A 23,713-nucleotide genomic window follows, 5' to 3' on the forward strand; every position below is an offset into this window, starting at 1 on the left:
TGGGGTTAGGGGCTGCACATGAGATTTACGGTCAAGGCCAAGCTGGCCATTGCGTTCGGTTTGATCATCGTCCTGTCCGCGGTCGCGGGCGGCGTCGCCTATATGAAGCTCGGCGACATGATGGAGACCGCCGACAGCATGGTGCTACGCGCCACGCGGATGGAGAAGGCGACTCAGATCGAAAAGGACATCCTGCTCCAGCTTCGAGCGGAGAAGAATGCAATTCTGGGGACGGAAGCTGACGTCGAGCAGTTTGCCGCGGAGGCCGCGAAGACCCGCGAGGCGGCGCTGAAGATAAAGGACGAGGTCTACGCGCTGGCGAGCGAGGCCGGCAGGAAGCTGCTCGACACGTTCGCGGCCGCCTACGCCAAGATGAACGCCTTCCAGGAAGATACCATCAAGCTGGCGAAGACCGACAAGGCCAAGGCCACAGAGCGCTCGATGCATGAGGGACGCAAGGTCGTCGCCGACGCGCTCGAGGCCATGGGCGCCTATGTCACCAACACGAAGAGGCAGATGGCCGAGCAGGCTGCCCAATCGAAGGAGGCGGGCCACCAGGCGCAACTGATGCTAATGACCTTGATTGGCGTCTCGCTCGCGGTTGCGATCGCGGCGGCGCTCTGGATTTCGATCAGCATCAGCCGTTCGCTGGGACGTGCGGTCGGTCTTGCAGGCGCAGTCGCCGACGGCGATCTCAGCAAGACCATTCCCAATGCCAGCAACGATGAGATCGGCGATCTCGTCAAGTCGCTGAACGTGATGGTCGAAAAACTCCGGCAGATCGTCTCGGAAGCCTTGACCGCGGCGCAGAACGTCTCGGCTGGAAGCCAGGAGCTTTCCGCCAGCGCCGAACAGCTCTCGCAGGGCGCGACCGAGCAGGCGTCTTCGGCTGAAGAAGCCTCGTCCTCGATGGAGGAGATGGCCTCCAATGTGAAGCAGAACGCCGACAACGCCAACCAGACCGAGAAGATCGCAGGGCAGTCGGCCAGGGATGCCGAGGCCAGCGGCGCCGCCGTCGGCCGCGCTGTCGAGGCGATGCAGACGATCGCGGAAAAGATCACCATCGTGCAGGAGATCGCGCGCCAGACCGACCTCCTGGCCCTGAACGCCGCGGTCGAAGCGGCGCGCGCCGGCGAGCATGGCAAGGGCTTTGCGGTGGTCGCCTCCGAAGTGCGCAAGCTCGCCGAACGCAGCCAGGCGGCGGCCGCCGAAATCGGCACGCTGTCAACGGAGAGCGTGAAGGTCGCGCAAGAGGCGGGCAGCATGCTCTCGAAGCTCGTGCCCGATATCAAGAAAACCGCGGACCTGGTCCAGGAGATCACGGCGGCCTGCCGCGAGCAGGACGTCGGTTCGGCGCAGATCAACCAGGCGATCCAGCAGCTCGACAAGGTCGGCCAGCAGAACGCCAGCGCATCCGAGCAGGTCTCCTCAACGTCGGAAGAGCTCGCCTCCCAGGCCGAGCAGTTGCAGTCGACGATCGCCTTCTTCCGCATCGACCATGGCCGCAAGGCCGCGGCCGCGCCGATCGACAAGGCGGTCAGCCAACTGCGCGCGAAGGCCGCGACCATGGCGGCCGCCGATCGCGGCGCCAGGAAGTCGCCGGCCGCCGAGACCAAGCCGCAGGGTCGTCGCCCCCTCAAGGTCGCCAATGGCGGCGGTTTCGCCTTCGCGCTGGATGAAGACGGGGACGACCGCGACGCTGATTTTCAGCGCTGAGGACCGAAGCGTTAGTTGGTGCGTAGCAGACCGGATTGTTTGCAATCCGACCGACAATTCGAGCATCTCTCTTGGGGACTGAAATGAGACTTACCGTCAAAGCAAAGCTGGCCGGCGCCTTTGGCCTTGTCATCCTGTTATCCATGGTCGCGGGCGCGGTGGGCTACATGAAGCTCAGCGATATGGTCGGCACGGCCGAGAGTCTCGTTTCGCGGGCCGGACGCATGGACAAGGCCGCCGAGCTCGAAAAGGGCATCCTGCTTCAGGTGCGGGCCGAGAAGAACTCCATCATCGCCTCGGACAAGAACTATGATCAGTTCGTTGCGGACTTGGCGAAGATTCGCGAGACGCTGCTCAAGACCAAGGACGAAATCTATGCCGGCGCGACCGACAGAGGCAAGAAGCTGATCGATGCTTTTTCGGCCGCCTATGTCAAACTGAATGCCTATCAGGACGAGACGGTCCGCCTCGCAAAGGTCGACAAGGCGGCGGCGACTGATCGTTCGATGAATGACGGTCGCAAGGTGGTGGCCGACGCGCTCGAAGCCGCAAACGCCTACATCTCGCTTGTCAAGTCGGCGATGGCCGAGCAGGCCGAACAGGCAAGGCAGGACGGGGCGCGCGCGGAGATGCTGTTGGTCATCCTGGTGATCGCCTCGCTCGTGTTCGCGGTGGTGGCGGCGACCTGGATCGCACTCAACATCAGCCGCGGGCTCAGCCGTGCCGTAAACCTCGCCGATGCGGTCGCGATCGGCGATCTCAGCCAGAAGATCGACGTTGCCAGCAACGATGAGATCGGCGATCTCGTCAAGTCGCTGAATGCGATGACGGTGAACCTGAACGGAACGGCGGCCGTCGCCAACGAGATCGCGCAGGGCAATCTCACCGTCGATGCCAAGCGGCTGTCGGACAAAGATACGCTCGGCATGGCTCTGGAGCGCATGGTCGAGAAGCTCCGCACGATCGTCGCGGAAGCGCTGACCGCGGCGCAGAACGTCTCGGCCGGCAGCCAGGAGCTCTCGGCCAGCGCCGAACAGCTCTCGCAAGGGGCGACCGAGCAGGCCTCCTCGGCCGAAGAAGCCTCCTCCTCGATGGAGGAAATGGCCGCCAACGTGAAGCAGAACGCCGAGAACGCCAACCAGACCGAGAAGATCGCAGGGCAGTCGGCCAAGGATGCCGAAGCCAGCGGCGCCGCAGTCGGCCGCGCCGTCGAGGCAATGCAGACGATCGCGGAAAAGATCACCATCGTGCAGGAGATCGCGCGCCAGACCGACCTGCTCGCCCTGAACGCCGCGGTCGAAGCGGCGCGTGCTGGGGAGCACGGCAAGGGCTTTGCGGTGGTCGCTTCCGAAGTCCGCAAGCTCGCCGAGCGCAGCCAGGCGGCCGCGGCCGAAATCGGCACGCTGTCGGGAGAGAGCGTGAAGGTCGCACAGGAAGCGGGCGGCATGCTGGCCAAGCTGGTGCCTGATATCAAGAGGACGGCGGAGCTTGTGGAGGAGATCACGGCGGCCTGCCGCGAGCAGGATGTCGGCTCGGCGCAGATCAACCAGGCGATCCAGCAGCTCGACAAGGTCGGCCAGCAGAACGCCAGCGCATCCGAGCAGGTCTCCTCGACGTCGGAAGAACTGGCCTCCCAGGCCGAACAGTTGCAGTCGACGATCGCCTATTTCCGTATCGACCAGGCAAAGGACAAGCCCGCGGCTGCGATGCCGATCGACCGGGCCTTGGCCAGCTCCGCGCGAAAGCCGCGAGCATGGCGGCCGCCGACCGCAACGCCAAGAAGCCCGCCGCCAAGCCGGCGCGTGCGCTCAAGGCTGCTAACGGTGGCGGCTTCGCCTTCGCGATGGAAGACGGCGGCGATGACGATCGCGACGCGGATTTTCAGCGCTAGAGCATGATCCGGAAAAGTGGGAACCGGTTTTCCGAAAAGATCATGCTCAGAAATAGGCGGGGCCCGGCCTTCGAGGCAAGTCCCCGCGATCTCTGACTGGAAGGACGCAACATGGCCGGCACGGCTCAATATCTGACGCTCGGTCTCGCCGGGGAGACCTTCGGCATCAGCATCTGCAACGTCCGCGAAATCCTCGACATGCGGCCGATTTCGCGTCTGCCGCACGCGCCGCATTTCATGCTCGGCATGATCGACGTGCGCGGCAGCGGCTATCCGATCGTCGACCTCCGGCTGAAGCTCGATCTGCAGAGCGTGCCGGCGACGGAAGCGACGCGCATCATCATCCTGGACGTGCCGATGAACGACCGCCTGGTCGGCGTCGGCTTCGTGGCGGACTGCGTGTTCGAGGTCACCGACATCGACGAGGACTCGATCGGTCCCGTGCCTTCGGTCGGTGGACGCTGGCAATCCGACTACATCGCGGGCATCGGGCGCAAGGGAGAAAAGTTCGTCATCATCTTCGATCTCGCACGACTGATGGCCGATGCGGACGTGTCCGCCGACGAGGCCCGGGTCGACGCATCAGCCGCAGCCTAGATTTGCGAAATCGGCGATGCTGGGGGCCGGGCTACATCTATCCGATCGTCAATTCCGCACGATCGCTGAATTGATCGAGGGGCAGGTCGGCATCAAGCTGCCTGCCGGCAAGCGCCTGATGCTGGAAGGGCGGCTGCACAAGCGCGTCCGCGCGCTCAACTATCCCGGGCTCAACGAATATGTCGAGCATCTGTTCGACAATGGCTTGCCCGACAACGAACTCACCCATCTGATCGATGTGGTCACGACCAACAAGACGGATTTCTTCCGCGAGCCGGCGCATTTCACCTTCTTGAAGGAGGTCGCGGTGCCGGCACTCCTGAAGCCGCGCGGCCGCGGATCGCACGGCCTGAAGATATGGAGCGCGGCCTGCTCGACCGGCATGGAAGCCTATACGACCGCGATGGTTCTCGACGACATGACGAGGTCCGGCACCAGGTTCCAGTTTCGTGTCCTCGGAACAGATATCTCGACCGCGGTCCTGCGGCTTGCCAAGGCCGCGATCTACACGCGCGACGTCATCGCGCCGGTCCCTTCCGAATTCGTGAAGCGCTACTTCCTGTCGTCGAGGGACCGGTCGAGCAACGAAGTCCGCGTGGTGCCGGAATTGCGGCGACTGACGAATTTCATGCGGATGAATTTGATGGATTCCAGCTATCCGGTGGACCGCGACGTCGACATCATCTTTTGCCGGAACGTCCTGATCTATTTCGACAGGCAGACGCAGCGCAAGGTCGTCGATCAGCTTTGCGCCCATCTGCGGCCGGGAGGCTATCTGCTGGTGGGGCATTCCGAATCGATGATCCACAACACGGTGCCGACGTTGAAGCAGGTTCAGCCGACGATCTTTAGAGTCTAGAGCATGATCCGGAAAAGTGGGAACCGGTTTTCCGAAAAGATCATGCTCAAAGAAAAGAGAGCAACGTGGAGCGCACGGCAATGCCCAGGCAGAAACTTCGCGTGCTGATCGTGGACGATTCGGCGTCGGTGCGCCAAATTCTCACGACCATCCTGAGCGAGGATCCGGATATCGAGGTGATGGCGACCGCGTCCGATCCGTTCGCCGCGGCACGCCGGCTGCAGAACGAATTGCCCGACGTGATCATCCTCGACATCGAGATGCCGCGCATGGACGGAATCACGTTCCTGCGCAAGATCATGGCGCAGCGCCCGATCCCGGTGATCATCTGCTCCTCGCTCACCGAAGAGGGCTCCGATCAGATGTTCGAAGCGTTCGAGGCCGGCGCGGTCGATATCGTTCCCAAGCCGCGGATCGATACCCGGCAGGCGCTGCTGGAATGCTCGAGCCGGCTGCGCGAATCGGTGAAGTCGGCGGCGCGTGCGCGGGTGCGCCCTCGCCTGCAGCGGCGCAGCGTCGAGAAAAAGCTGACCGCGGATGCCATCATGCCGCCGCCGATCCAGGGACGTTCGCGTCCGACCACCGAGCGCATCGTCTGTATCGGCGTCTCGACCGGCGGCACCGAGGCGCTGCTCGACGTGCTGGAGGCGCTGCCGCCGACTTGTCCCGGGATCCTGATCGTTCAGCACATGCCGCAGGGCTTCACCGCGGCATTCGCGAGGCGTCTCAACGCCGCCTGTCAGATCACGGTGAAAGAGGCCGAGGATGGCGAGCCGGTGCAGCCCGGTTGCGCCTATATCGCGCCCGGCGCCCGCCATATGCTGCTGCAGCGCTCCGGCCTGCGTTACAGCATCGCCATCAAGGACGGCCCGCCGGTGTCGCGGCATCGGCCTTCGGCCGACGTCCTGTTCCGTTCGGCGGCCCAATATGCCGGGCGCAATGCGCTCGGGATCATCATGACGGGAATGGGCGACGACGGCGCGCGGGGCCTTTTGGAGATGCGCAAGCTTGGTGCTGCGACGCGCGCGCAGGACGAAGAGAGCTGCGTGGTGTTCGGCATGCCGAAAGAGGCGATCGCACACGGCGCCGTGGAGAAGGTGGTCTCGCTCAACCAGATCGCGCGCGAGATCATGCTCTGGCACCAGGCCGGACAACCTGCCCTGACGGAATGATGGAATGATCTCTCCCGACGTCCAGACCGACACGGTTACTGCGGCAGCTGCCTCCATCGAGGAGGTATCGTCCCGCATCGAGGATAGTTTTGCCAAGGTCGGCAATCATCTCGGTCGCGGTCACGCTCTGTTCAAGGAGCTGGAGGGCGCGCTCACGGGGCTCTCGCGCGAAATGTCGGGCGCGGAAATCGAAGGTGCATCGACGGCGCTTCAGGATATTGCCGGCCGGCTGAACGCGCTGGCCGAGGCGCTGCCGGCGGAAAGCGCACTTCTCGGGCGGATCGGCGAGGATGCCGAGGCGGCATCGGCGCAGATCGCGCCGCTCTTCAAGCACATCCAGATGATCTCCATCATCGCGCGGAGCGCGCGCATCGAGGCGGCGTCGCTGGACGGCGACCGCGACAGCTTCCTTGATTTCACAAAGGAGGTATTCGAGCTCGGGCAATCGGTCCAGCATTCGATCGAAGGCTGCGCGCGCGATCAGAAGCTGCTGTCGGTGGCGGTCGAAACTGCGCTCAATCGACAGAAGGAATTCGAGAAGCTCTATCGGGATCAGCTTCTCTCGGCGAGCGCCGGCCTGATCTCGGCCTATGCAGGGATGCGCGAGCAGCAGGACAAGAGCGTCCATCTTGTCGAGTTGGCGGGCAGGAGCACCAAGAAGATCGCCGATGCCGTCGGCAGCGCGATCATCTCGCTGCAGTCGGGCGACAGCACGCGGCAACGTCTGGAGCATGTCTGCGGCGGCTTGCGGCGTGCCAACGGGATGCCGGCGCGCATCGTTCCGGCGCTTGAGGCGGATGCCAGCGGGCAGAAAGCCACAATCATCTGCCAGCTCCAGGCCGCGCAGCTCAAGGATGCGGATCGCGAGTTCGGCGATGATATCGGCGCGATCGTCCGTTCGCTGAATGCCATCCTTGCCGATGCAACCGGCGTGGTCGCGCAAGGTCGCTCGGTATATGGCGGCTACGACGGCGAGGCCCCGTCGTTCCTTGCCGTCATCAAGCAAACGCTGGCGCAGGCCTCGGAGCTGATTACGACCTGCGAGAGTTCGGGCAGATCGGTCGATGCTGCTCTCGCCGTCGTCGAGGATACGCTCGGCAAGTTTCGTCTGGCGATCGCGGGCCTTGGCGAGGCCGTCGTCGACATCATCCTGATCGGCATGAATGCCAGCCTCAAGGCCGGCCATCTGGGCGTCAAGGGCAATGCGTTCGTCGTGATCGCCAACGAGCTCAAGATGACCGCGGATCAGGTCTCCGCCGGCGCTTCCAGGCTGCAGCCGATCCTCGACCGCATCGAGCGCGCGGCCGGCGATCTCAAGGAGCTGCGCGCTCATGGAAATCCCGCGCAATTGACCAGGCTCGAGCCGTCGATTCTGCAAACGCTGCAGGAGATCGAGGCCGGCAACGCGCGGCTCGGTCGGTTGATGGACCGGCTCGTCCACGAGGGTGCCGAGTTCGAGGCCTTGATGGGTGGTGCCCGCGATCTGATGACCGCACTCGGCGAAGCGTCCGCGTCCCTTCCGGCTGCTGCCTCGCGCCTCGAGGCGTCGAGCGTAACGATCGGAAAGCTGTCGCTGACTTCGAGCGATGAGGCGGTGCTGGACGATCTGTTCGCGCAGTACACGATGGAACGGGAGCGGCAGGTCCATCGGGATGTCCTGCAGCGCCTCGGCGTGATGTCAAAATCTACGCCGCACCGGCCGGAGCCGGAGGTGCACGACGACGGCGTGCTGCTGTTCTAGGGCATGATCCGGAATCGGAATCTACTGAGCGGCCGATTGGCCGTCTCATCAAGCTCGAATAGGCCTCGTCGGGAGCTTGGCAGGAAAAGATTTCTGTCACAAAGAGGCTATATGAGCTAGCTTCCGGCCGAAGCCGCGCCCCTCGCTGGCGAGCCGCTTTGCGGGCCGGATGATTTCACGGAAGACAGGCACGAACGAAATGACCGGATGCCAGCGCGGGGTTCGCTATTGGGGGCGCATGTCGGCGCTGAAGTCCCTCAGCCCTTGCGCGCGGTCGTCACGGTAAGCACCGCGCGATGAAATCCTTCGTGACTGATGACCATCCGGATGCCTCGCTGTTCGGGCAGGGCTTTCGGCTGATGCTGTTTCCGGCGATCGTCGGGTTGCTTTTCGTGGGGGGCGTGTATTGGCTTCACCTTCAGTTGCACAGGGCTGGCGGGCAGGCCGAACCGACGGCGGTCGTCGAGGTCCGGCTGTTGCCGCGTCCGGATCCGCTGCCGATTCCCGTGAACCAAGCTTCGCAATCAACGGCCGTGAACGCAACAAACCCGGGCAAGGCTCCGACTGAGACGCCAGCCGACATGTCGCGCAACAAGCTCGCGGCACTGTCGGTCGAAGAGACGTCGTCTTCCGAAGCGGCCGTTTTGAGCAGGATCCCGCAGCGTTCCGAGGACGCCGTGCCAACCCCCGCAAAGCTGCAGTTCAGGGACATCCTGGTGCGTCATATCGACAAATTCCAGCGCTATCCGCGGGCCGCCAAGCGGCAGCATCTGCAGGGGACGGTGCTTGCGGTCTTCTCGGTCAGTCGCGATGGGACATTGCTCGGCGCGTGGGTCAAGACCAGCTCCGGTCAAGCCGTGCTCGATCAGGCCGCAATCGATACCATTCGCCGCGCTCAGCCGCTGCCGCAGATACCGCCGGCTCTTCCCGATTCCATGACAGTGGAAGTCGCGCTCGGCTTCGATCCGTCGTGAGATCTGGGGCTGCCTAGCCCCGCGACGCTTCCGCCGCATCGAACGCCGATCTCGCCGTCGCAATCTTCGGCTGGCTCTTCTCCGCCCAGGTGACGAGTTGGGCCAACGGTTCGAGCAGGGATTCGCCGAGCTCCGTTAGCCCGTACTCAACGCTCGGCGGCTTGGTCGGGAACACGCGGCGCGTGATCATCCCGTCGCGCTCGAGGTCGCGAAGCGTCTGCGTCAGCATGCGCTTGGAGATGTCGGGGATCGACCGCCTGATCTCGCTGAAGCGGTGCGGCCGCTGCGCGAGCACGATCACGATCAACGTGGTCCATTTGTCGCCGAGACGATCCAGGATGCCGCGCACCGGGCAAAGCGCGAGGTCGAACTCGCCGCTGCGCCAGGTCATAAAGCGCTGCGCCAGGCACTCATGGGCCGACCCGAGGTTATTTGCGCGTAACCCTGTCACCAAAAACTGCCTCCTTCCGCGATCTCCGGCGGCCTCGTATCTAGGCTTGGTCTACATTTTAGACCAGCAAGATTAGACCAGGAAGAGGACCATGACAATTTCCGAACGTATCGCCATCACCGGGGCAGCCGGCCAGTTGGGCCGCCTCGTCATCGCCGAGCTCTTGCGGATCGCCCCTGGCGCGCATCCGATTGGCATCGTCCGCGACCCCGTCGCCGCCAAGGACCTGGCGGAGCGCGGTGTCGAGCTTCGCACCGCCAATTATGAAGACCCCGCCGCCGTCGAGGCCGCGCTCGCCGGCGCCGACAAGGTGCTTCTGATCTCCTCGAGCGAGATCGGGCAGCGCGTCCGCCAACACGGCCATGTCATCGATGCGGCCAAAGCGGCGGGCGTGAAGCTGCTCGCCTACACCAGCATCCTCCATGCCGACACGAGCCCGCTGGCGCTGGCGGAAGAGCACCGCAAGACGGAAGCGCTGATCCGCGCATCCGGCGTGCCGTTCGTATTCCTGCGTAACGGCTGGTACACCGAGAACTACACCGCCAATGTCGCCGCCGCGATCCAGCACGGCGCTGTGCTGGGCTCTGCAGCGGATGGCCGCTTCTCGCTCGCCGCGCGCGCCGACTATGCCGCGGCTGCGGCGGCCGTGCTCGCAAGCCGCGACGATCAGGCGGGCCAGATCTACGAGCTTGCCGGCGACAATGGCTATACGCTCGCCGACTATGCCGCCGAGATCGCCAGGCAGTCCGGCAAGCCCGTCGTGTACAAGGATTTGCCGGAGGCCGATTACAAGGCTGCGCTGGTGTCGATCGGCTTGCCGGAGGCCTTCGCGGCGCTCTTGGCGGACAGCGATGCCAAAGCGGCCAATGGTGCGCTCTATGACGACTCCAGGCAATTGAGCGCGCTCATCGGTCGCCCCACGACGCCGATAGCCGAATCGGTGTCAGCAGCGCTCGCGCGATAGAGGGCCCGTAGCCCGGGTGGAGCGCCAGCGCAACCCGGGGCCGCTCGCAAACGTTGATGCAGATGTCCCCGGGTTACGCGTTCTGCTCCACCCGGGCTACGATGCTGCCGCATCGCCCTGCGGCATGATCACGCCCTCAAGGTTCGGGCCAGCCGGGGCCTTTATTGCGCTGTGTCAAACGATTGCCGGCCGGCCTGGCTAGGGTCGCGTCCGGACTTCCGGAGGTATCATCTTGAGCAGTGCCCCTGACCTGACCATGGATGACGGCGCAGTCGGCTCGCTCCATCCGCGTGGCGCGTGGACGGTTGCCAATGTCGAGATTCTGGAGCGGCTGTGCACAGGCATCCAGCCGCGGCTTGCGCATGGCATCCGCAAGATCGACCTCAGCGGGATCACCGCGCTCGACACGGTGGGCGCCTGGTTGATCGAGAAATTGGCGCGCGGCGGGCCGGCGCAAACGACTGAGGCCGAGATAACCGGCCTTTCCGCCAGCTATTCCGGATTGATAGGCGAAGTTCGGAAACTGAACCGCAGGCCGCCGGCGCCCGCGCGGCGCACCAACGCGCTCGCCGACCTGCTCGAGCGGGTCGGACGTGGCGTCATTGCCGAGACCATGGTCTTCCTCGACATGCTCGGCAGTGTCGGCATCGCGCTGTTCCGGACGCTGCGCCATCCGCGATCGTTTCGCTTCACCTCCACCGTCTATCAGCTCGGCCAGGTCGGCTGGCGCGCGATCCCGATCATGGCGCTGATCACGTTCCTGATCGGCGCCATCATCGCCCAGCAGGGCATTTTCCATTTCCGCAAGTTCGGCGCCGATTCCTACGTCGTCGACATGGTCGGCATCCTGGTGCTGCGCGAACTGGGGGTCCTGATCGTCGCGATCATGGTGGCCGGACGTTCGGGCAGCGCCTACACCGCCGAGATCGGCTCGATGAAGATGCGCGAGGAGATCGATGCGCTCACGACCATGGGCCTCGATCCCGTCGAGGTCCTGATCCTGCCGCGGGTGCTGGCGCTGGTCATCGCGCTGCCGATCCTCACCTTCTTGGGATCGATGGCCGCGCTCTATGGCGGCGGGCTCGTCACCTGGCTCTATGGCGGCATGGGCCCGGCGATCTTCGTCGCGCGGCTGCATGAGGCGGTCTCGATCAACAGCTTTGAGGTCGGCATGATCAAGGCGCCGTTCATGGCGCTGGTCATCGGCCTAATCGCCGCGAGCGAGGGGCTTCGCGTCAAGGGCAGCGCGGAATCGCTCGGACAGCAGACGACGTCCTCCGTGGTCAAGTCGATCTTCCTGGTCATTGTGCTCGACGGCCTGTTCGCCGTGTTCTTCGCCTCGATCGGAATGTAGCCGTGACCGAAGAACGTATCGCCATCCACGTGCAGGATCTCATCGTCGGCTTCGGCCGCAAGATTGTGCTCGACCATCTCAATCTCGATGTCCGTCAGGGCGAAATCCTGGGCCTCGTCGGCGCGTCCGGCGGCGGCAAATCCGTGCTGATGCGCACGATCATCGGCTTGCTACCGAAGCGCGGCGGCATCATCGAGCTTGCCGAAAATGGCGGCAGGAGTGGCGTGCTGTTCCAGCAGGGCGCGCTGTTCTCGGCGCTGAATGCGCGGCAGAACGTGCAATTCCCGCTGCGCGAGGCCGCGCATCTGTCGCCGTCGCTGCTGGACGAGATCGCCAATGCGAAGCTCGAGATGGTCGGCCTCACCGTCGACGATGGCGACAAGTTTCCCTCCGAACTTTCCGGCGGCATGGTCAAGCGCGTGGCGCTGGCGCGCGCGCTCGCGCTCGATCCCGCGCTGCTGTTCCTGGATGAGCCGACCTCGGGGCTGGACCCGATCGCCGCCGGCGAATTCGATTCCCTGATCAAGACGCTGCAGCGGACGCTCGGCTTCACCGTCTTCATGGTCACCCACGACCTCAACACGCTCTACGCGGTCTGCGACCGCGTCGCGGCGCTGGCCGACGGCAAGATCGCCGCGCTCGGTCCGCTGAAATCGGTGCTGGAATCCGATCATCCGTGGGTGCGGGCCTATTTCCACGGCGCGCGAGCGCAAATGCTTCATCTCAACGCTTAACGGAACGACATCAATGGAAACGCGCGCACCCTTTATCGTTGTCGGCGCCTTCGTCCTGGCGGCGATCGTCGCCGTGTTCGGCTTCGTCTACTGGCTCAACAACACCGGCGGCATCGGCAAGCGCGAGACCTACCAGGTCGTCTTCAATGGCCCCGTTCCCGGCCTGCTCGTGGGCGCCGCGGTGCTGTTCAACGGCATCCGCGTCGGTGAAGTCACCTCGCTCGAATTCGTGCCCGACCGGCCGCGCGACGTCCACGCCACCATCGCCGTGCTCGAGCGCACGCCGGTTCGCGCCGACACCAAGGTCGGCCTCGATTTCCAGGGCCTGACCGGCGTCCCCGTGGTGGCGCTGGAAGGTGGTGAGCGCATCGACGCGCCGCGCGTGCAGGGGCCGCTGATCGCCGAGAAAGGGGCGGGACAGAGCATGACGCAGGCCGCGCGCGATGCGCTGCGCAAGGTCGATGCGGCTCAGCGAAAATTCTGGACCGCTGCATGACGCGATCGGCAACCTCGGCACCTTTGCCGATGGGCTCGCGCGCAACACCCCGCGCCTGGACAATATCATCGCCGGTCTCGATCGGACCATGGGCGGCGGTTCTGCCCCGGCGCGCAAGACGACTTTCGACCTCAGCCCGGCCAGCCGGTTCGATGCGCCGATTCGCCCCTTCAAGGGAACGCTTGCCATTGCCGAGCCGACGGCGATCACTGCGCTGCAGACCCAGCGCTTCCTGTTCGCGGGCGACGACGACAAGGATTTTTCCGACGCGCAATGGAGCGACGCCCTGCCGCAGCTCGTGCAGGCGAAACTGCTGCAGAGTTTTGAGAACTACGACATCGCCCATCCTCCGTTCCGGCCCGACACTGCGCCGGAAGGCTCGTCCCGCCTGCTGCTCGACATGCGCAAGTTCGAGATCGTCACGGCGCCGCAGCCGCACGCCGTGATCGCGCTATCAGCCAAGCTCCTCGATGCATCAGGACATCTGCGCGCCGCGCGCGTCTTCCAGCAGGAAGCGCCGATCGAGACGCTGGCCCCCGCGCCGGCGGCAAAGGCCTTCAACACCGCTTTCGATGCGCTGGCGCGCGAGTTGATCCCATGGACGGCCAGCAATTCCTAACGTCCGCGCGACGTCCCACGACGGGCTAGGTGTGTAGATTCCCGACATGGTCGTGGGCTGGCTTGGGGAGTTCTCTTGGATACTCCAACGTAGCGATCCTGAAGAGCGCCGCGCGAACTCTCCGTAGGCCAAGCGGAAAACCCGCAGCATTACGCGTTGAACGGGATGACGCTTGAAACCTTTCGTCATGAACGCCACTGTGGGTTGCACGGGGAGAGGCGATTCGTGTCGATCGAGCGAGTTGTAGTACGTAATTACCGGGCCTTGCGCGGCGTGGAAGTCACATTCGGTACTGGTACCAATATCATCGTAGGCAACAACGAGACCGGGAAGTCGACATTGCTTGAGGCGATCAATCTGGCGCTCAAGTGCCAGTTGGGCCGTCGGCCGGCCGCCTATGAGCTGCATCCGTTTCTTTTCAACGCTGACACAGTGGCCGAGTTCGTCGCCGGTCACCGGGCCAAAAAACCGCAGCCTCCGCCAGAAATCTTAATCGAGCTCTATTTGAAGGAAGACAAAGCGTTCGCCGACCTTCAGGGCTCGATCAACAGCCTTATGATGGACCAGCCCGGCATCAGCCTCACCATCCGGCTCGACGAGAATTTCAAGGAAGAGTATCGCGAATACATTGCCGATCCTGACGCCCTCAATAGCGTCCCGGTTGAATACTACGAAATCGTCTGGCAGAGCTTCGCAGGCCACCCGCTCCAGGCGCGCGCGATCCCGCTCAAATCGATTCTGATCGATCCCAGCTCCATCTCGAACACGAACGCCGCCAATCGCTACGTCCTTGAGATCGTCAAGGACTATCTCGACAAGGCGCAGGCCGTCGATCTGGCGCTGTCATACCGCAAGATGCGCGACGAGTTCGTCAGTGATGAGAAAATTGCCGCCATCAACAAGGATTTGGCTTCCAAGACCGGCATCGTCTCCGACAAGACCCTGTCGGTTGCGATGGACATGACATCGAAGGCAAGCTGGGAATCCAGCGTCCTTCCACACCTCGACCGCATCCCGCTGACCCTAGTAGGGAAGGGGGAGCAGAACGCCGTCAAGGTGAAGTTGGCGATGGAGGCATCCGAAAAGTGCGACATCTTCCTCATGGAGGAGCCGGAGAACCACCTCTCGCATACTAATCTCAATCGCCTCATCAACAAGATCATCGAGAAGTCGAACGGGCGGCAGATCATCATCACCACCCACAGCAGTTTCGTCCTGAACAAGCTCGGCATCGACAACACGCTGATGTTCAACGGCAAGAATTCCGTTCGCTTGAACGACCTGCCGAAGACGACGGAGGCGTATTTCCGAAAGTTGCCTGGGTACGACACCCTGCGCATGATCTTGGCGGACAAGACTCTGCTCGTCGAAGGTCCCTCCGACGAGCTCGTTGTCCAGAAGGCCTATCTTCAGACCTACGGGCGGTTGCCGATCGAGGCTGGTGTTGAGGTGATTTCGGTCAATTCGCTGGCGTTCAAGCGGTTTCTCGACATCGCCAAGCTGCTCAAGCTTGAGGTGCGGGTTATCGGCGATAACGACGGAAAATCCGTGGCGAAGGCGGCGTCATATGCGCCGTATGCAGCGGAGAAAACCATCGGAATTCATATCGGCCAGGACGATTCCCTGCCGACCCTGGAGCCGCAACTCGTCAAGGCGAACGGCCTAGAAAAGCTCAATCGCATTCTCGGAAAGAAGTTTACCAACGAAGGTGAGCTGACCGATTACATGACGGCTCACAAGGCCGACACGGCCCTAAGGCTGTTCGATAGCACAGAGGCGATCGACATCCCCGGATACATCAGAGATGCCATCGCCTAATCAGATCGTGCTGGCCTGCGCGGGATCGGGGAAGACCACTAGGATCGTTAGGGATGCCTGTGACGACTCCGCGCGACGCTCGGCGCTGATTACCTATACGATCAATGGTGCTGGAGAATTGACAAGAGCGGCTTACGCACACGCGCGAGCGATTCCGCCCAAGATCACCATCAGCACCTGGTATGCCTTTCTGCTGCGACATTTCGTGCGGCCGTATCAAAATCACCTCTATGTGCCCCGGGTATCGCACATAAACTTTGTTCGCGGCCAATCCGCGCGGTATACGACGGCAAACGACATCCGCCGGCACTATTTTTCACGGGAAGGTGTCATCTATCTCGACAAGGTATCGAAGTTTGCCTGTGAGGCAATCAAGCGCACGGACGGACTTCCGATCCGGCGCTTCGAACGGATATTTGATCGTCTGTACATCGATGAAAGCCAGGACCTTCAGGGATTCGATCTAGATCTGGTCGAGTTGCTCCTGAAATCCGAGACTGAGGTCGTGCTCGTTGGCGACCACAGGCAGGCGACCTATTCAACGAACGACTCGCGAAAGAACAAGAAATTTGCGCGGGCGAAGATCGTCGACAAATTCTCGGAGTGGCAGAAACTCGGACTTTGCGCGATGGAATACCAGACGGAAAGCCATCGCTGCGTGCAGGCGATCTGCGATCTCGCCGATCAGTTCTATCCGTTATTTCCAAAGACGACGTCGCGCAACGACGAGGTCACTGGTCATGACGGAGTGTTTGCGGTTGAGGCAAGTCATGTTGAATCGTACTTCGCACGCTTCGCGCCTCAGACCCTTAGGTACAACCGGACCCACACAGGCATCCCGGGGGTACCGATCAATTTCGGCAATGCGAAGGGTATGACCTTTGATCGGACGCTTATCTATCCGCATGGGCCGCTGAGCAAATTTCTAAAAACCGGCGATATCGCTGATGCGGGAGCCGAGATACCGAAGCTTTACGTGGCGATTACACGGGCGCGGCAAAGCGTTGCCTTTGTCGTGCCCGATGGATTCCAAGTGAAGCGCATCCCAGTGTATCGGCCGAATGAGAGTTGAGGCAGATACTTTGCGCTGATCATAGCCGTCGGCTTCTGCCTCGACTTTGCGCGACCATCGCAGAGATTTACCTCGGTTGGCCCGATAGCAGCGGTACCCGACCGGGGCCCGGGCCTGCCTTCGTCATGCCGGTGGGGAATGGGGGCAGCATTGTCTATCTCGCGCAGGAGCCGACCTGACCGCTACCTGTTGCGGCAAACAGCGGATCAGGCGGCTGTTGGTGCGGCGGGCGGTTCCCTGACCATCAGGACGTCGCATGGCAATTCGGCCATGAGATGTTTGCCGATGCTTCCGATCAGCATTTCGGAGAGCGCGCCGCGCCCCTCGGTGCCGAGCACGACAACGTCGATGTCCATGTCGCGCACGCCGCGGCGCAGCACTTCATCCGGCGTCCCGAATTCGATGAACGACTGCGCGCGCTGCCTGATCGTCTCGCCGCATGTCACTGTCGTCAGGAAGGCTTTGTAGTCCAGCTCGACAGCCTGCTGACATTGCCGTCGATAGGCAGCGGAATCGTGGGCCAACCCACTCATCGGCATCTCGTAGGCGTGGAATATCATGAGCGTTTGGTCGGGGAAGCAGCGGACCGCGGCCTCGAGCGCATGGCGCGATGAAGCTGAAAAGTCGATCGCTGCGGCGATGCAGCCGTAAGCCCGCTGTCCTCTCTTCTTCGCGATCAGGATCGGTGTGTGCGAACTGCGAAGCAGGCGGTCGACCGTCGTGCCAAGGAAAAGTCGCCCGAACGGCTCATCCCTTGCAACGCCGGTGATGATGAGATCGCATCCTTTCTTTTCGGCGGTGCGCACGATCGCCTCGGCCGGGTCGCCTTCATCGATCACGATATCGGCCATCTTCGCCAGCGGGCCGATATCGGCCAGCAATTGCTTTGCCGCCACGCTGACGGGATCGGGAGGGCGTCGCCAGGATGGAACGGTCGGATCGAAATCCGCATCCTGAAGTTTTTCGAGAACGTGCAGGATCACCAGCTTTGCCTGCCACGACTGCGACAGCAGCACGGCGCGATCGAGCGCGCGGTCGCAGCGGGGGCTGAGATCGGTGGCGAGCAGAATTGATCTCGGCGGTTCTTTCGTCGGGCTTGCTTCGCTCATGTGACGCTACCTTTCAGCCATGCGGCCGGCTTCGATCGTCCGGGTTCCGGCGCGAGACCGCAACGATCTTGGCTGCGACATTTCGTTCAGCTTCATCCTGCAGCGCCGATCGCGTCGTGTCGATTGACATGGATCATCCCGGCAGGCGCGGTTCCCGGTACCAGGAAACGTCGTCGCAACGTATCATTGCAGCATGCACAGAAAATCCTCCGATCCGACGATGCACGAGGCATACCGGCAGACGGCGGCGGAGACGGTGGCCGCCCTGCATACAGATGCCGAGCGCGGTCTGAGCAGTGCGGAGGCCGCCCAGCGCCTGGCGCGCGATGGCCGAAACGAATTGGATACGGCGCCACCGCGTCCCGAATGGCTGAAATTCCTCGATCAGTTCACCGACGTGCTGGTGCTCCTGTTGATCGCGGCGGCGGTGATCTCGATCGCGATCTGGCTGAATGAGCACGAAACCGCGCTGCCTTACGAGGCCATCGCGATCCTTGCCATCGTGCTGCTCAACGCGCTCATGGGCTACATCCAGGAGGCCCGGGCGGAGCGCGCCGCAGCCGCGTTGCGTGAGATGTCCGCCGCGCACGCCAACGTAGTCCGCGATGGCGAGCGGCGCAACATCCCGGCGGCAGAGCTGGTGCCGGGCGATATCATCCTCATCGTGGAAGGCGACACCATTCCGGCCGACGCCCGGCTGATAGAGTCAGCCGCGCTGCAGACGGCGGAGGCCGCGCTCACCGGCGAAAGCCTGCCGGTGAGCAAGCACGTCGCGCCGGTGGCTGACAAGGCCGAGCTGGGCGACCGGCACAACATGATCTTCAGCGGGACCACCGCGGTCTATGGGCATGGCCGCGCGGTGGTTACCGCCACGGGGATGCGGACCCAGATGGGCCGGATCGCCGGCATGCTGCGGGAGGCGCCGCAGGAGACCACGCCGTTGCAGCGCGAGCTCGCGCGCGTCGGCAAGGTGCTTGCGATCACCGTCGTGCTGATTGCAGTGGCCATGATCGGCACGATCTTTCTCGTCAGCGACGTCAGCGGCTTCTCCGAGATTTTCGCCGTGCTGCTGCTCGGCGTGGCGCTGGCGGTGGCCGCGGTTCCGGAAGGACTGCCGGCGGTGGTCACGGCCGTGCTGTCGATCGGCATGCAGCGGATGGCGAAGAAGAATGCCATCATCCGTCGTCTCGCCGCCGTGGAAGCGCTCGGTTCGGCGACCGTCATCGCATCCGACAAGACGGGCACCTTGACCAGGAACGAGATGACGGTGCGCCGGGTCGTGACGGCGAGCGGCTGCACCAATCTCTCCGGCACCGGCTATGCGCCGGAGGGAGACGTGCATCTGGTCGGCGATGCGTCGGACAACGGCGCGCTGCAGTTCGAACTCGAGCGCACGCTGACGGCGGCCGAACGCGCCAACAATGCGATACTGGAGGAACGCGATGGCGCCTGGATCGTGCAGGGCGATCCGACCGAAGGCGCATTGATCGTGGCCGCTTGCAAGGCCGGCCTGCTGCCCGCCGCGCTCGATCAGCGCTTCGCCCGGATCGGCGAGATTCCGTTCTCGTCCGAACGCAAATTGATGAGCACGGTGCATACGGATGCGGAGCGGCGCGACCGCCTGATCGCGGTGACCAAGGGCGCGCCCGATGTCCTGCTCGCGCGCTGCACCCACGAACTCGTCGGACCAGATGCGGTCACGCTCACCGACGCGCGTAAGTCGGAGATCATGGCGAGCAATGATGCGCTGGCTGCGGAAGCGTTGCGGACGCTTGGCATTGCGTTCCGCTCGCTGCCCGCGGAAAGGTCGCAGCCTGATGCATTCGACGAGAATGTGGAGCAGGATCTCGTCTTTCTCGGCCTGATCGGCATGATCGATCCGCCGCGCCAGGAAGCGCGCGATGCGGTTGCACGCAGCCGGGCAGCGGGCATCCGCCCCATCATGATCACCGGCGATCATCCCAAGACCGCGGCGATCATCGCCGCCGAACTCGGCATCATCACATCAGGCCAGCGTGCGGTTTCCGGCGCCGAGCTTGAAGCCATGACGGAGCAAGAACTCGACCGCATTGTCCAGGAGGTCTCGGTCTATGCCCGCGTCAATCCCAGTCACAAGCTCCGCATCGTGCGGGCGTTGCAGCGGGCAGGGGAAACCGTGGCGATGACCGGGGACGGCGTCAACGATGCGCCGGCGCTGAAGGCCGCCGACATCGGCGTCGCCATGGGAATTACGGGCACGGACGTCTCCAAGGAGGCGGCCGACATGGTCCTCGCCGACGACAACTTTGCCACCATCGTCGCCGCGGTCGAGGAGGGCCGCGCGATCTTCGCCAATATCCGGAAATTCCTGCGCTATCTGCTGTCGTCGAATATCGGCGAGGTCTTGACGATGTTCTTCGGCGTCGTGCTGGCGGACAGTATCGGGCTTGCCGCCGCCGGCGGTGTCGTCGTGCTTCCGCTCTTGGCGACGCAGATCCTTTGGATCAATCTGGTGACCGACGGCGCGCCCGCGCTTGCCGTCGCGGTCGACCCGGCGGACCCCGCGATCATGCAGCGCCCGCCGCGCCCGCGCGATGAGGGCGTCATGACGCTGCAGATGTGGGGCGGGATTTTCCTGGTCGGGATCATCATGGCATCAGGCACGCTATTGGTGCTGGACGCCGCGCTTCCGGGCGGCCTGATCGAAGGTTCAGGCACGATCGCCTATGGGCGAACCATGGCCTTCACGACGCTGGTGCTGTTCCAGCTTTTCAACGTCTTCAACGCCCGTTCCGACCAGCTCAGCGCATTCCATGGCCTCTTCACCAATGGCTGGCTCTGGGCGGCGGTGACGCTTTCGCTCCTGCTGCACGCATTCGTGATCTATGCGCCCTTCCTCCAGCAAGCGTTCTCGACCGTCAGTCTGAGCGTCGGCGACTGGCTGTTCTGTGCAGCGGTCGCAACCTCGGTGCTGTGGCTGCGCGAACTGAGCAAGCTCGCGATGCGGGGCTTCGGCGGCCGTTCGAGCCACCATTTGGCGCCCCGATGACCGGCAAACACGCAATGTAGCCGCAATCCAGCTGCTCTATGGAACCAGGTCAACTTGAATTGCCTGGGTCAGGGTGGTGCGAATACTTCTGGTTGAGGACGAAGACGAGATGGCGTCGGCCTTGTCTGCGGTCCTGAAAAGCTACGACATGCTGGCCGACCGGGCGACCTCGCTGCTGGACGCCGCGGAAATCATGGTGGCGGGAGCCTATGACGCGATCCTGCTCGACCGCAACCTGCCCGACGGCGACGGCATCAGCCTGATCCCGAAGCTCCGCGCCAAGGCGATCCCGACCCCGGTCATCGTGCTGACGGCGCGGGGCGAGTTGTCGGACCGCGTCACCGGCCTCGACACCGGCGCCGACGATTATCTGGCCAAGCCGTTTGCGGCCGAGGAATTGCTGGCGCGGCTGCGCGCGGTGTGGCGGCGGTCCGCCGACCTGCAGCCCGATATCGTCAGGCTCGGGCGACTGAGCTTCAATCTGAACCATTGCGAAGCCGAGGTCGACGGCCGCCTCCTGGAATTGCCGCGCCGCGAATTGCTGGTGCTGCAGACCCTGATGCGGCGGATGGGGCGCACGGTCGTGCGCTCCTCGCTCGAGGCCGCCGTCTATTCGCTCGACGAAGAGGTGCAGTCGAATGCGCTGGACACGCATGTCTCGCGGTTGCGCCGCAAGCTCACCGAGGCCGGCGCCGGCGTCGAGATCCACGGCATCCGCGGCGTCGGCTATCTCCTGAGGGCGGCATCATGACGGCCATGAATACGGCGTCACTGCGCTCGCGCCTGATCCGCCGATTGATCCCGCTGCATGCGGTGCTGCTCGTCGCTTTTGTTGTCTTGCTCATTGCAACTCTGTGGGCGTCCGGTTGCGTGTATCGGCGCGATGATGGGCGCGGCATCGACGTGCTGCGCGACGCGGTGGCGCGCAGCACCGACGGAACGCTTTTCCTGCGCGAGACCCCGGCGCTGAAGGAGCTGCGCGGCGATACGCGGAATTTGTGGTTCGTGATCCACGACAAGTCCGGCCATTCGCTCTCCGAGGGCAACGTGCCGCCGGAGTTTGGACGTCTCGGCGGCGGCGATGTCGATGGCGATCGGAGCTGGGATCGCGCCCGTGACGATTCGCGTCACATCAGCGGGCAGATGAAAGTGGTCGAGACCGCAGCAGGCCCGGTGCAGATCATCGTCACCAGCGAGATCAGGATCTCGGATGCGCAGTCGCTGCTGCAGATCACGCTGGCTTTCTTCGGGCTGATGTTGCCCGGCTTTGCCCTGATGGCGCTGACGACGCTGGTGGCGACCCCGCTCGTGGTGCGCAACGCGCTCGCAGGCCTCGACGAAGCCGCGCATCAGGCCGGCGAGATCGACATCGACAAGCGCGGCGCCAGGCTGCCGGTCGGCGCCGTCCCCACCGAGATCGCGCCGCTGGTGACCGCCGTCAATGACGCCTTGGGACGGCTCGATGAAGGCTATGAGCGGCATCGACGCTTCCTCGCCGACGCCGCTCACGAATTGCGGACGCCGATCGCGATCCTCACCACGCGCCTGGAAGGCCTGCCGCAAAGCACCGAGAAGGCGCGCCTGATCGAGGACGTCTCGCGGCTTGCGACGCTGACCGAGCAGTTGCTCGATCTGCAGCGGCTCGAGCAGCGGCTGGCACAATCATCCGCCATCGATCTTGCAGGTCTCTGCGCACAGGTGATCGCCGATCTCGCGCCGCTCGCGATTGCGGCCGGTTATGAGATCTCGTTGCAGCATGAGGGCGCGCGCATCGACGTGTGGGGCGATCGCGGCGCGCTCGAACGCGCCGTCGTCAATCTGGTCCAGAATGCGATCCAGCATGGCGGTCATCGCGGTGCCATCGTCGTTGCCGTGAGCGCGCCGGCGACGGTCGAAGTCCGCGATCAGGGCCCCGGCATTCCGGCTTCAGAGCGCGAGCGCATCTTCGAGCCGTTCCACCGCCTGCAGCCGCGGCACCGCGGCGCGGGCCTCGGCCTCAACCTCGTGCGCGAGATCATCCATCTGCATCGCGGCGAGGTGAGCGTCACCGAACGAAGCGGCCACGGCGCCTGCTTCCGCATCTCCCTCCCACCGATCGCGCTCCCCGCTTTGGCCTGACGATCCGTAGCCCGGGTGAAGCGAAGCGCAACCCGGGACATCTGCATCAATATCGACGACCGGTCCCGGGTTACCCTGACGCTCCACCCGGGCTACGGCGCCTTTCGTGTGATCACATCATCTCCTCACAACACGCAATGCTCTCGCAATGCCAAGCGTGGATGGTGAGCGCGTCTTGATCCGAATCGCATCTGGGGCTTGCGGCGCGGCGCCGGGACACTGTGCTTATTATTGCAAGGTCATGGACTCATGTCTCACGATGCCACATCGTTTTTTCTCTCCTGGCTGTTCAACCCGCGCCGGGTCGGCGCGGTCGCCCCATCCGGCAATGCGCTCGCTGAGCTGATCACCCGCGAGATCACGCCGTCATCCGGCCCGATCATCGAGCTCGGCGCCGGCACCGGCGTCTTCACCTACAAGCTATTGCAGAAGGGAATTCGGCAGCAGGATCTCACCATCGTCGAATACGGATCCGAATTCGTCCAGATCCTGCAATTGCGCTTTCCCGGCGCGCGCGTGCTGTGGATGGACGCGGCGCGGCTCGGCACGGTGAAGCTTGCTGACGACGGCTCGGTCGGCGCGGTCGTGAGCGGCTTGCCGTTGCTCACGATGTCGCCGCGCAAGGTGCTGTCGATCGTAAGCGGCGCGTTTCGCTATGTGCGTCCGAACGGCGCGTTCTATCAGTTCACCTATGGACCGAGGGCGCCGATCCCGCGGCCGATCCTCGATCGGCTCGGGCTGAAGGCCACGCTGGTCGGCCGCACCATGAGCAATCTGCCGCCGGCTTCCGTCTATCGGCTGGTGCGGCGCGCGCCGTCCCGCTTGTCCGCGCTGCGTTCCGGCGCGATCGAGGATCAGTCGCAGCTCGACGATTTCGGGCTGCGCCCGCGATTGGTGGATACGCCAACAGTCCTGGAGCCGGGCTAGGCCGTGTGGACAGTTACCTTATCCAGAGCAGAGTGGCGGCAATGGCGACGACGGCGAAGTAGTTTCGCGCGGT

Annotated in this window: 20 protein-coding genes; 18 read left to right on the forward strand and 2 right to left on the reverse strand. The window is 63.7% G+C overall.

Annotated features, from left to right (window positions below):
- The first annotated feature begins 18 nt into the window (after window positions 1–18).
- From AAFX91_RS00445 to AAFX91_RS00475, 7 genes are all read left to right on the forward strand, one after another.
- On the forward strand, window positions 19–1,716 hold the full coding sequence (locus tag AAFX91_RS00445) for a methyl-accepting chemotaxis protein (protein ID WP_394565207.1): 1,698 nt from the start codon (window positions 19–21) through the stop codon (window positions 1,714–1,716).
- A gap of 83 nt (window positions 1,717–1,799) precedes the next feature.
- Window positions 1,800–3,614, forward strand: a complete 1,815-nt coding sequence (locus tag AAFX91_RS00450) for a methyl-accepting chemotaxis protein (protein ID WP_394565208.1) — start codon at window positions 1,800–1,802, stop codon at window positions 3,612–3,614.
- 104 nt (window positions 3,615–3,718) lie between these two features.
- Window positions 3,719–4,204 (forward strand): chemotaxis protein CheW, encoded by a 486-nt coding sequence (locus AAFX91_RS00455; protein ID WP_394565209.1) that lies wholly within the window; start codon window positions 3,719–3,721, stop codon window positions 4,202–4,204.
- A 16-nt stretch (window positions 4,205–4,220) separates the two neighbouring features.
- Complete coding sequence (locus tag AAFX91_RS00460) at window positions 4,221–5,063, forward strand: CheR family methyltransferase (RefSeq protein ID WP_394565210.1); 843 nt, start codon at window positions 4,221–4,223, stop codon at window positions 5,061–5,063.
- 80 nt (window positions 5,064–5,143) lie between these two features.
- Entirely contained in the window at window positions 5,144–6,235 is a 1,092-nt protein-coding gene (locus AAFX91_RS00465) for a chemotaxis response regulator protein-glutamate methylesterase (RefSeq protein WP_394565211.1), read from the forward strand.
- A 4-nt stretch (window positions 6,236–6,239) separates the two neighbouring features.
- Entirely contained in the window at window positions 6,240–7,976 is a 1,737-nt protein-coding gene (locus AAFX91_RS00470; RefSeq protein ID WP_394565212.1) for a chemotaxis protein, read from the forward strand.
- A gap of 308 nt (window positions 7,977–8,284) precedes the next feature.
- The gene (locus AAFX91_RS00475) at window positions 8,285–8,950 is read left to right on the forward strand and encodes an energy transducer TonB (RefSeq protein WP_394565213.1); all 666 of its coding nucleotides are present in this window, start codon (window positions 8,285–8,287) and stop codon (window positions 8,948–8,950) included.
- A gap of 13 nt (window positions 8,951–8,963) precedes the next feature.
- Here the strand turns inward: AAFX91_RS00475 and AAFX91_RS00480 are convergent, their stop codons facing one another.
- Entirely contained in the window at window positions 8,964–9,341 is a 378-nt protein-coding gene (locus AAFX91_RS00480) for a winged helix-turn-helix transcriptional regulator (RefSeq protein WP_394565214.1), read from the reverse strand.
- A 151-nt stretch (window positions 9,342–9,492) separates the two neighbouring features.
- Here AAFX91_RS00480 and AAFX91_RS00485 point away from each other — a divergent pair, with 151 nt between their 5' ends.
- The 7 genes from AAFX91_RS00485 to AAFX91_RS00515 all read left to right on the forward strand — a co-directional run bounded on the left by AAFX91_RS00485 (window position 9,493) and on the right by AAFX91_RS00515 (window position 16,458).
- Complete coding sequence (locus AAFX91_RS00485) at window positions 9,493–10,365, forward strand: NmrA family NAD(P)-binding protein (RefSeq protein ID WP_394565215.1); 873 nt, start codon at window positions 9,493–9,495, stop codon at window positions 10,363–10,365.
- 232 nt (window positions 10,366–10,597) lie between these two features.
- The gene (locus AAFX91_RS00490; RefSeq protein ID WP_394565216.1) at window positions 10,598–11,719 is read left to right on the forward strand and encodes an MlaE family ABC transporter permease; all 1,122 of its coding nucleotides are present in this window, start codon (window positions 10,598–10,600) and stop codon (window positions 11,717–11,719) included.
- Window positions 11,720–11,721: 2 nt separating this feature from the next.
- Window positions 11,722–12,453 carry an ABC transporter ATP-binding protein gene (locus tag AAFX91_RS00495; protein WP_394565217.1) on the forward strand — a complete coding sequence of 244 codons (732 nt, stop codon included), beginning with the start codon at window positions 11,722–11,724 and terminating at the stop codon, window positions 12,451–12,453.
- A 13-nt stretch (window positions 12,454–12,466) separates the two neighbouring features.
- Entirely contained in the window at window positions 12,467–12,949 is a 483-nt protein-coding gene (locus AAFX91_RS00500; RefSeq protein WP_394565218.1) for an MlaD family protein, read from the forward strand.
- The gene (locus AAFX91_RS00505) at window positions 12,915–13,568 is read left to right on the forward strand and encodes an ABC-type transport auxiliary lipoprotein family protein (RefSeq protein WP_394565219.1); all 654 of its coding nucleotides are present in this window, start codon (window positions 12,915–12,917) and stop codon (window positions 13,566–13,568) included. Before AAFX91_RS00500 ends, AAFX91_RS00505 begins: the two co-directional genes overlap by 35 nt.
- A 165-nt stretch (window positions 13,569–13,733) precedes the next feature.
- A complete protein-coding gene (locus tag AAFX91_RS00510; RefSeq protein WP_394565220.1) occupies window positions 13,734–15,386 on the forward strand; it encodes an ATP-dependent endonuclease in 1,653 nt (550 codons plus the stop codon).
- A complete protein-coding gene (locus AAFX91_RS00515) occupies window positions 15,373–16,458 on the forward strand; it encodes a UvrD-helicase domain-containing protein (protein WP_394565221.1) in 1,086 nt (361 codons plus the stop codon). The genes AAFX91_RS00510 and AAFX91_RS00515 overlap by 14 nt, the downstream gene beginning before the upstream one ends.
- Window positions 16,459–16,664: 206 nt before the next feature.
- On the opposite strand, the gene AAFX91_RS00520 is transcribed toward AAFX91_RS00515, so the two are convergent.
- Window positions 16,665–17,567, reverse strand: a complete 903-nt coding sequence (locus AAFX91_RS00520) for a universal stress protein (protein ID WP_394565222.1) — start codon at window positions 17,565–17,567, stop codon at window positions 16,665–16,667.
- Window positions 17,568–17,787: 220 nt separating this feature from the next.
- On the opposite strand from AAFX91_RS00520, the gene AAFX91_RS00525 reads away from it, so the two are divergent.
- The 4 genes from AAFX91_RS00525 to AAFX91_RS00540 all read left to right on the forward strand — a co-directional run bounded on the left by AAFX91_RS00525 (window position 17,788) and on the right by AAFX91_RS00540 (window position 23,640).
- Complete coding sequence (locus AAFX91_RS00525; RefSeq protein WP_394565223.1) at window positions 17,788–20,595, forward strand: cation-translocating P-type ATPase; 2,808 nt, start codon at window positions 17,788–17,790, stop codon at window positions 20,593–20,595.
- Between the two features lie 76 nt (window positions 20,596–20,671).
- Window positions 20,672–21,346 (forward strand): response regulator transcription factor, encoded by a 675-nt coding sequence (locus AAFX91_RS00530; protein ID WP_394565224.1) that lies wholly within the window; start codon window positions 20,672–20,674, stop codon window positions 21,344–21,346.
- Window positions 21,343–22,713, forward strand: coding sequence for a sensor histidine kinase (locus AAFX91_RS00535; RefSeq protein ID WP_394565225.1), 1,371 nt, complete (start codon window positions 21,343–21,345; stop codon window positions 22,711–22,713). The genes AAFX91_RS00530 and AAFX91_RS00535 overlap by 4 nt, the downstream gene beginning before the upstream one ends.
- Before the next feature lie 249 nt (window positions 22,714–22,962).
- Window positions 22,963–23,640, forward strand: coding sequence for a class I SAM-dependent methyltransferase (locus tag AAFX91_RS00540; protein WP_130580909.1), 678 nt, complete (start codon window positions 22,963–22,965; stop codon window positions 23,638–23,640).
- The last annotated feature ends 73 nt before the right edge of the window (window positions 23,641–23,713 follow it).

It is taken from the genome of Bradyrhizobium sp. 31Argb (assembly GCF_043638955.1).
GTDB lineage: Bacteria > Pseudomonadota > Alphaproteobacteria > Rhizobiales > Xanthobacteraceae > Bradyrhizobium.

What these genes read in the sequence shown, in the direction of transcription:
- AAFX91_RS00445 (WP_394565207.1), top strand. Translation starts at nt 19, where the DNA reads ATGAGATTTACGGTCAAGGCCAAGCTGGCCATTGCGTTCGGTTTGATC.
- AAFX91_RS00455 (WP_394565209.1), top strand. Translation starts at nt 3,719, where the DNA reads ATGGCCGGCACGGCTCAATATCTGACGCTCGGTCTCGCCGGGGAGACC.
- AAFX91_RS00480 (WP_394565214.1), bottom strand. Translation starts at nt 9,341, where the DNA reads ATGACCTGGCGCAGCGGCGAGTTCGACCTCGCGCTTTGCCCGGTGCGC.
- AAFX91_RS00515 (WP_394565221.1), top strand. Translation starts at nt 15,373, where the DNA reads ATGCCATCGCCTAATCAGATCGTGCTGGCCTGCGCGGGATCGGGGAAG.
- AAFX91_RS00470 (WP_394565212.1), top strand. Translation starts at nt 6,240, where the DNA reads ATGATCTCTCCCGACGTCCAGACCGACACGGTTACTGCGGCAGCTGCC.
- AAFX91_RS00520 (WP_394565222.1), bottom strand. Translation starts at nt 17,567, where the DNA reads ATGAGCGAAGCAAGCCCGACGAAAGAACCGCCGAGATCAATTCTGCTC.
- AAFX91_RS00505 (WP_394565219.1), top strand. Translation starts at nt 12,915, where the DNA reads ATGCGGCTCAGCGAAAATTCTGGACCGCTGCATGACGCGATCGGCAAC.
- AAFX91_RS00500 (WP_394565218.1), top strand. Translation starts at nt 12,467, where the DNA reads ATGGAAACGCGCGCACCCTTTATCGTTGTCGGCGCCTTCGTCCTGGCG.
- AAFX91_RS00540 (WP_130580909.1), top strand. Translation starts at nt 22,963, where the DNA reads ATGTCTCACGATGCCACATCGTTTTTTCTCTCCTGGCTGTTCAACCCG.
- AAFX91_RS00465 (WP_394565211.1), top strand. Translation starts at nt 5,144, where the DNA reads ATGCCCAGGCAGAAACTTCGCGTGCTGATCGTGGACGATTCGGCGTCG.
- AAFX91_RS00485 (WP_394565215.1), top strand. Translation starts at nt 9,493, where the DNA reads ATGACAATTTCCGAACGTATCGCCATCACCGGGGCAGCCGGCCAGTTG.
- AAFX91_RS00450 (WP_394565208.1), top strand. Translation starts at nt 1,800, where the DNA reads ATGAGACTTACCGTCAAAGCAAAGCTGGCCGGCGCCTTTGGCCTTGTC.
- AAFX91_RS00525 (WP_394565223.1), top strand. Translation starts at nt 17,788, where the DNA reads ATGCACGAGGCATACCGGCAGACGGCGGCGGAGACGGTGGCCGCCCTG.
- AAFX91_RS00510 (WP_394565220.1), top strand. Translation starts at nt 13,734, where the DNA reads ATGACGCTTGAAACCTTTCGTCATGAACGCCACTGTGGGTTGCACGGG.
- AAFX91_RS00460 (WP_394565210.1), top strand. Translation starts at nt 4,221, where the DNA reads ATGCTGGGGGCCGGGCTACATCTATCCGATCGTCAATTCCGCACGATC.
- AAFX91_RS00535 (WP_394565225.1), top strand. Translation starts at nt 21,343, where the DNA reads ATGACGGCCATGAATACGGCGTCACTGCGCTCGCGCCTGATCCGCCGA.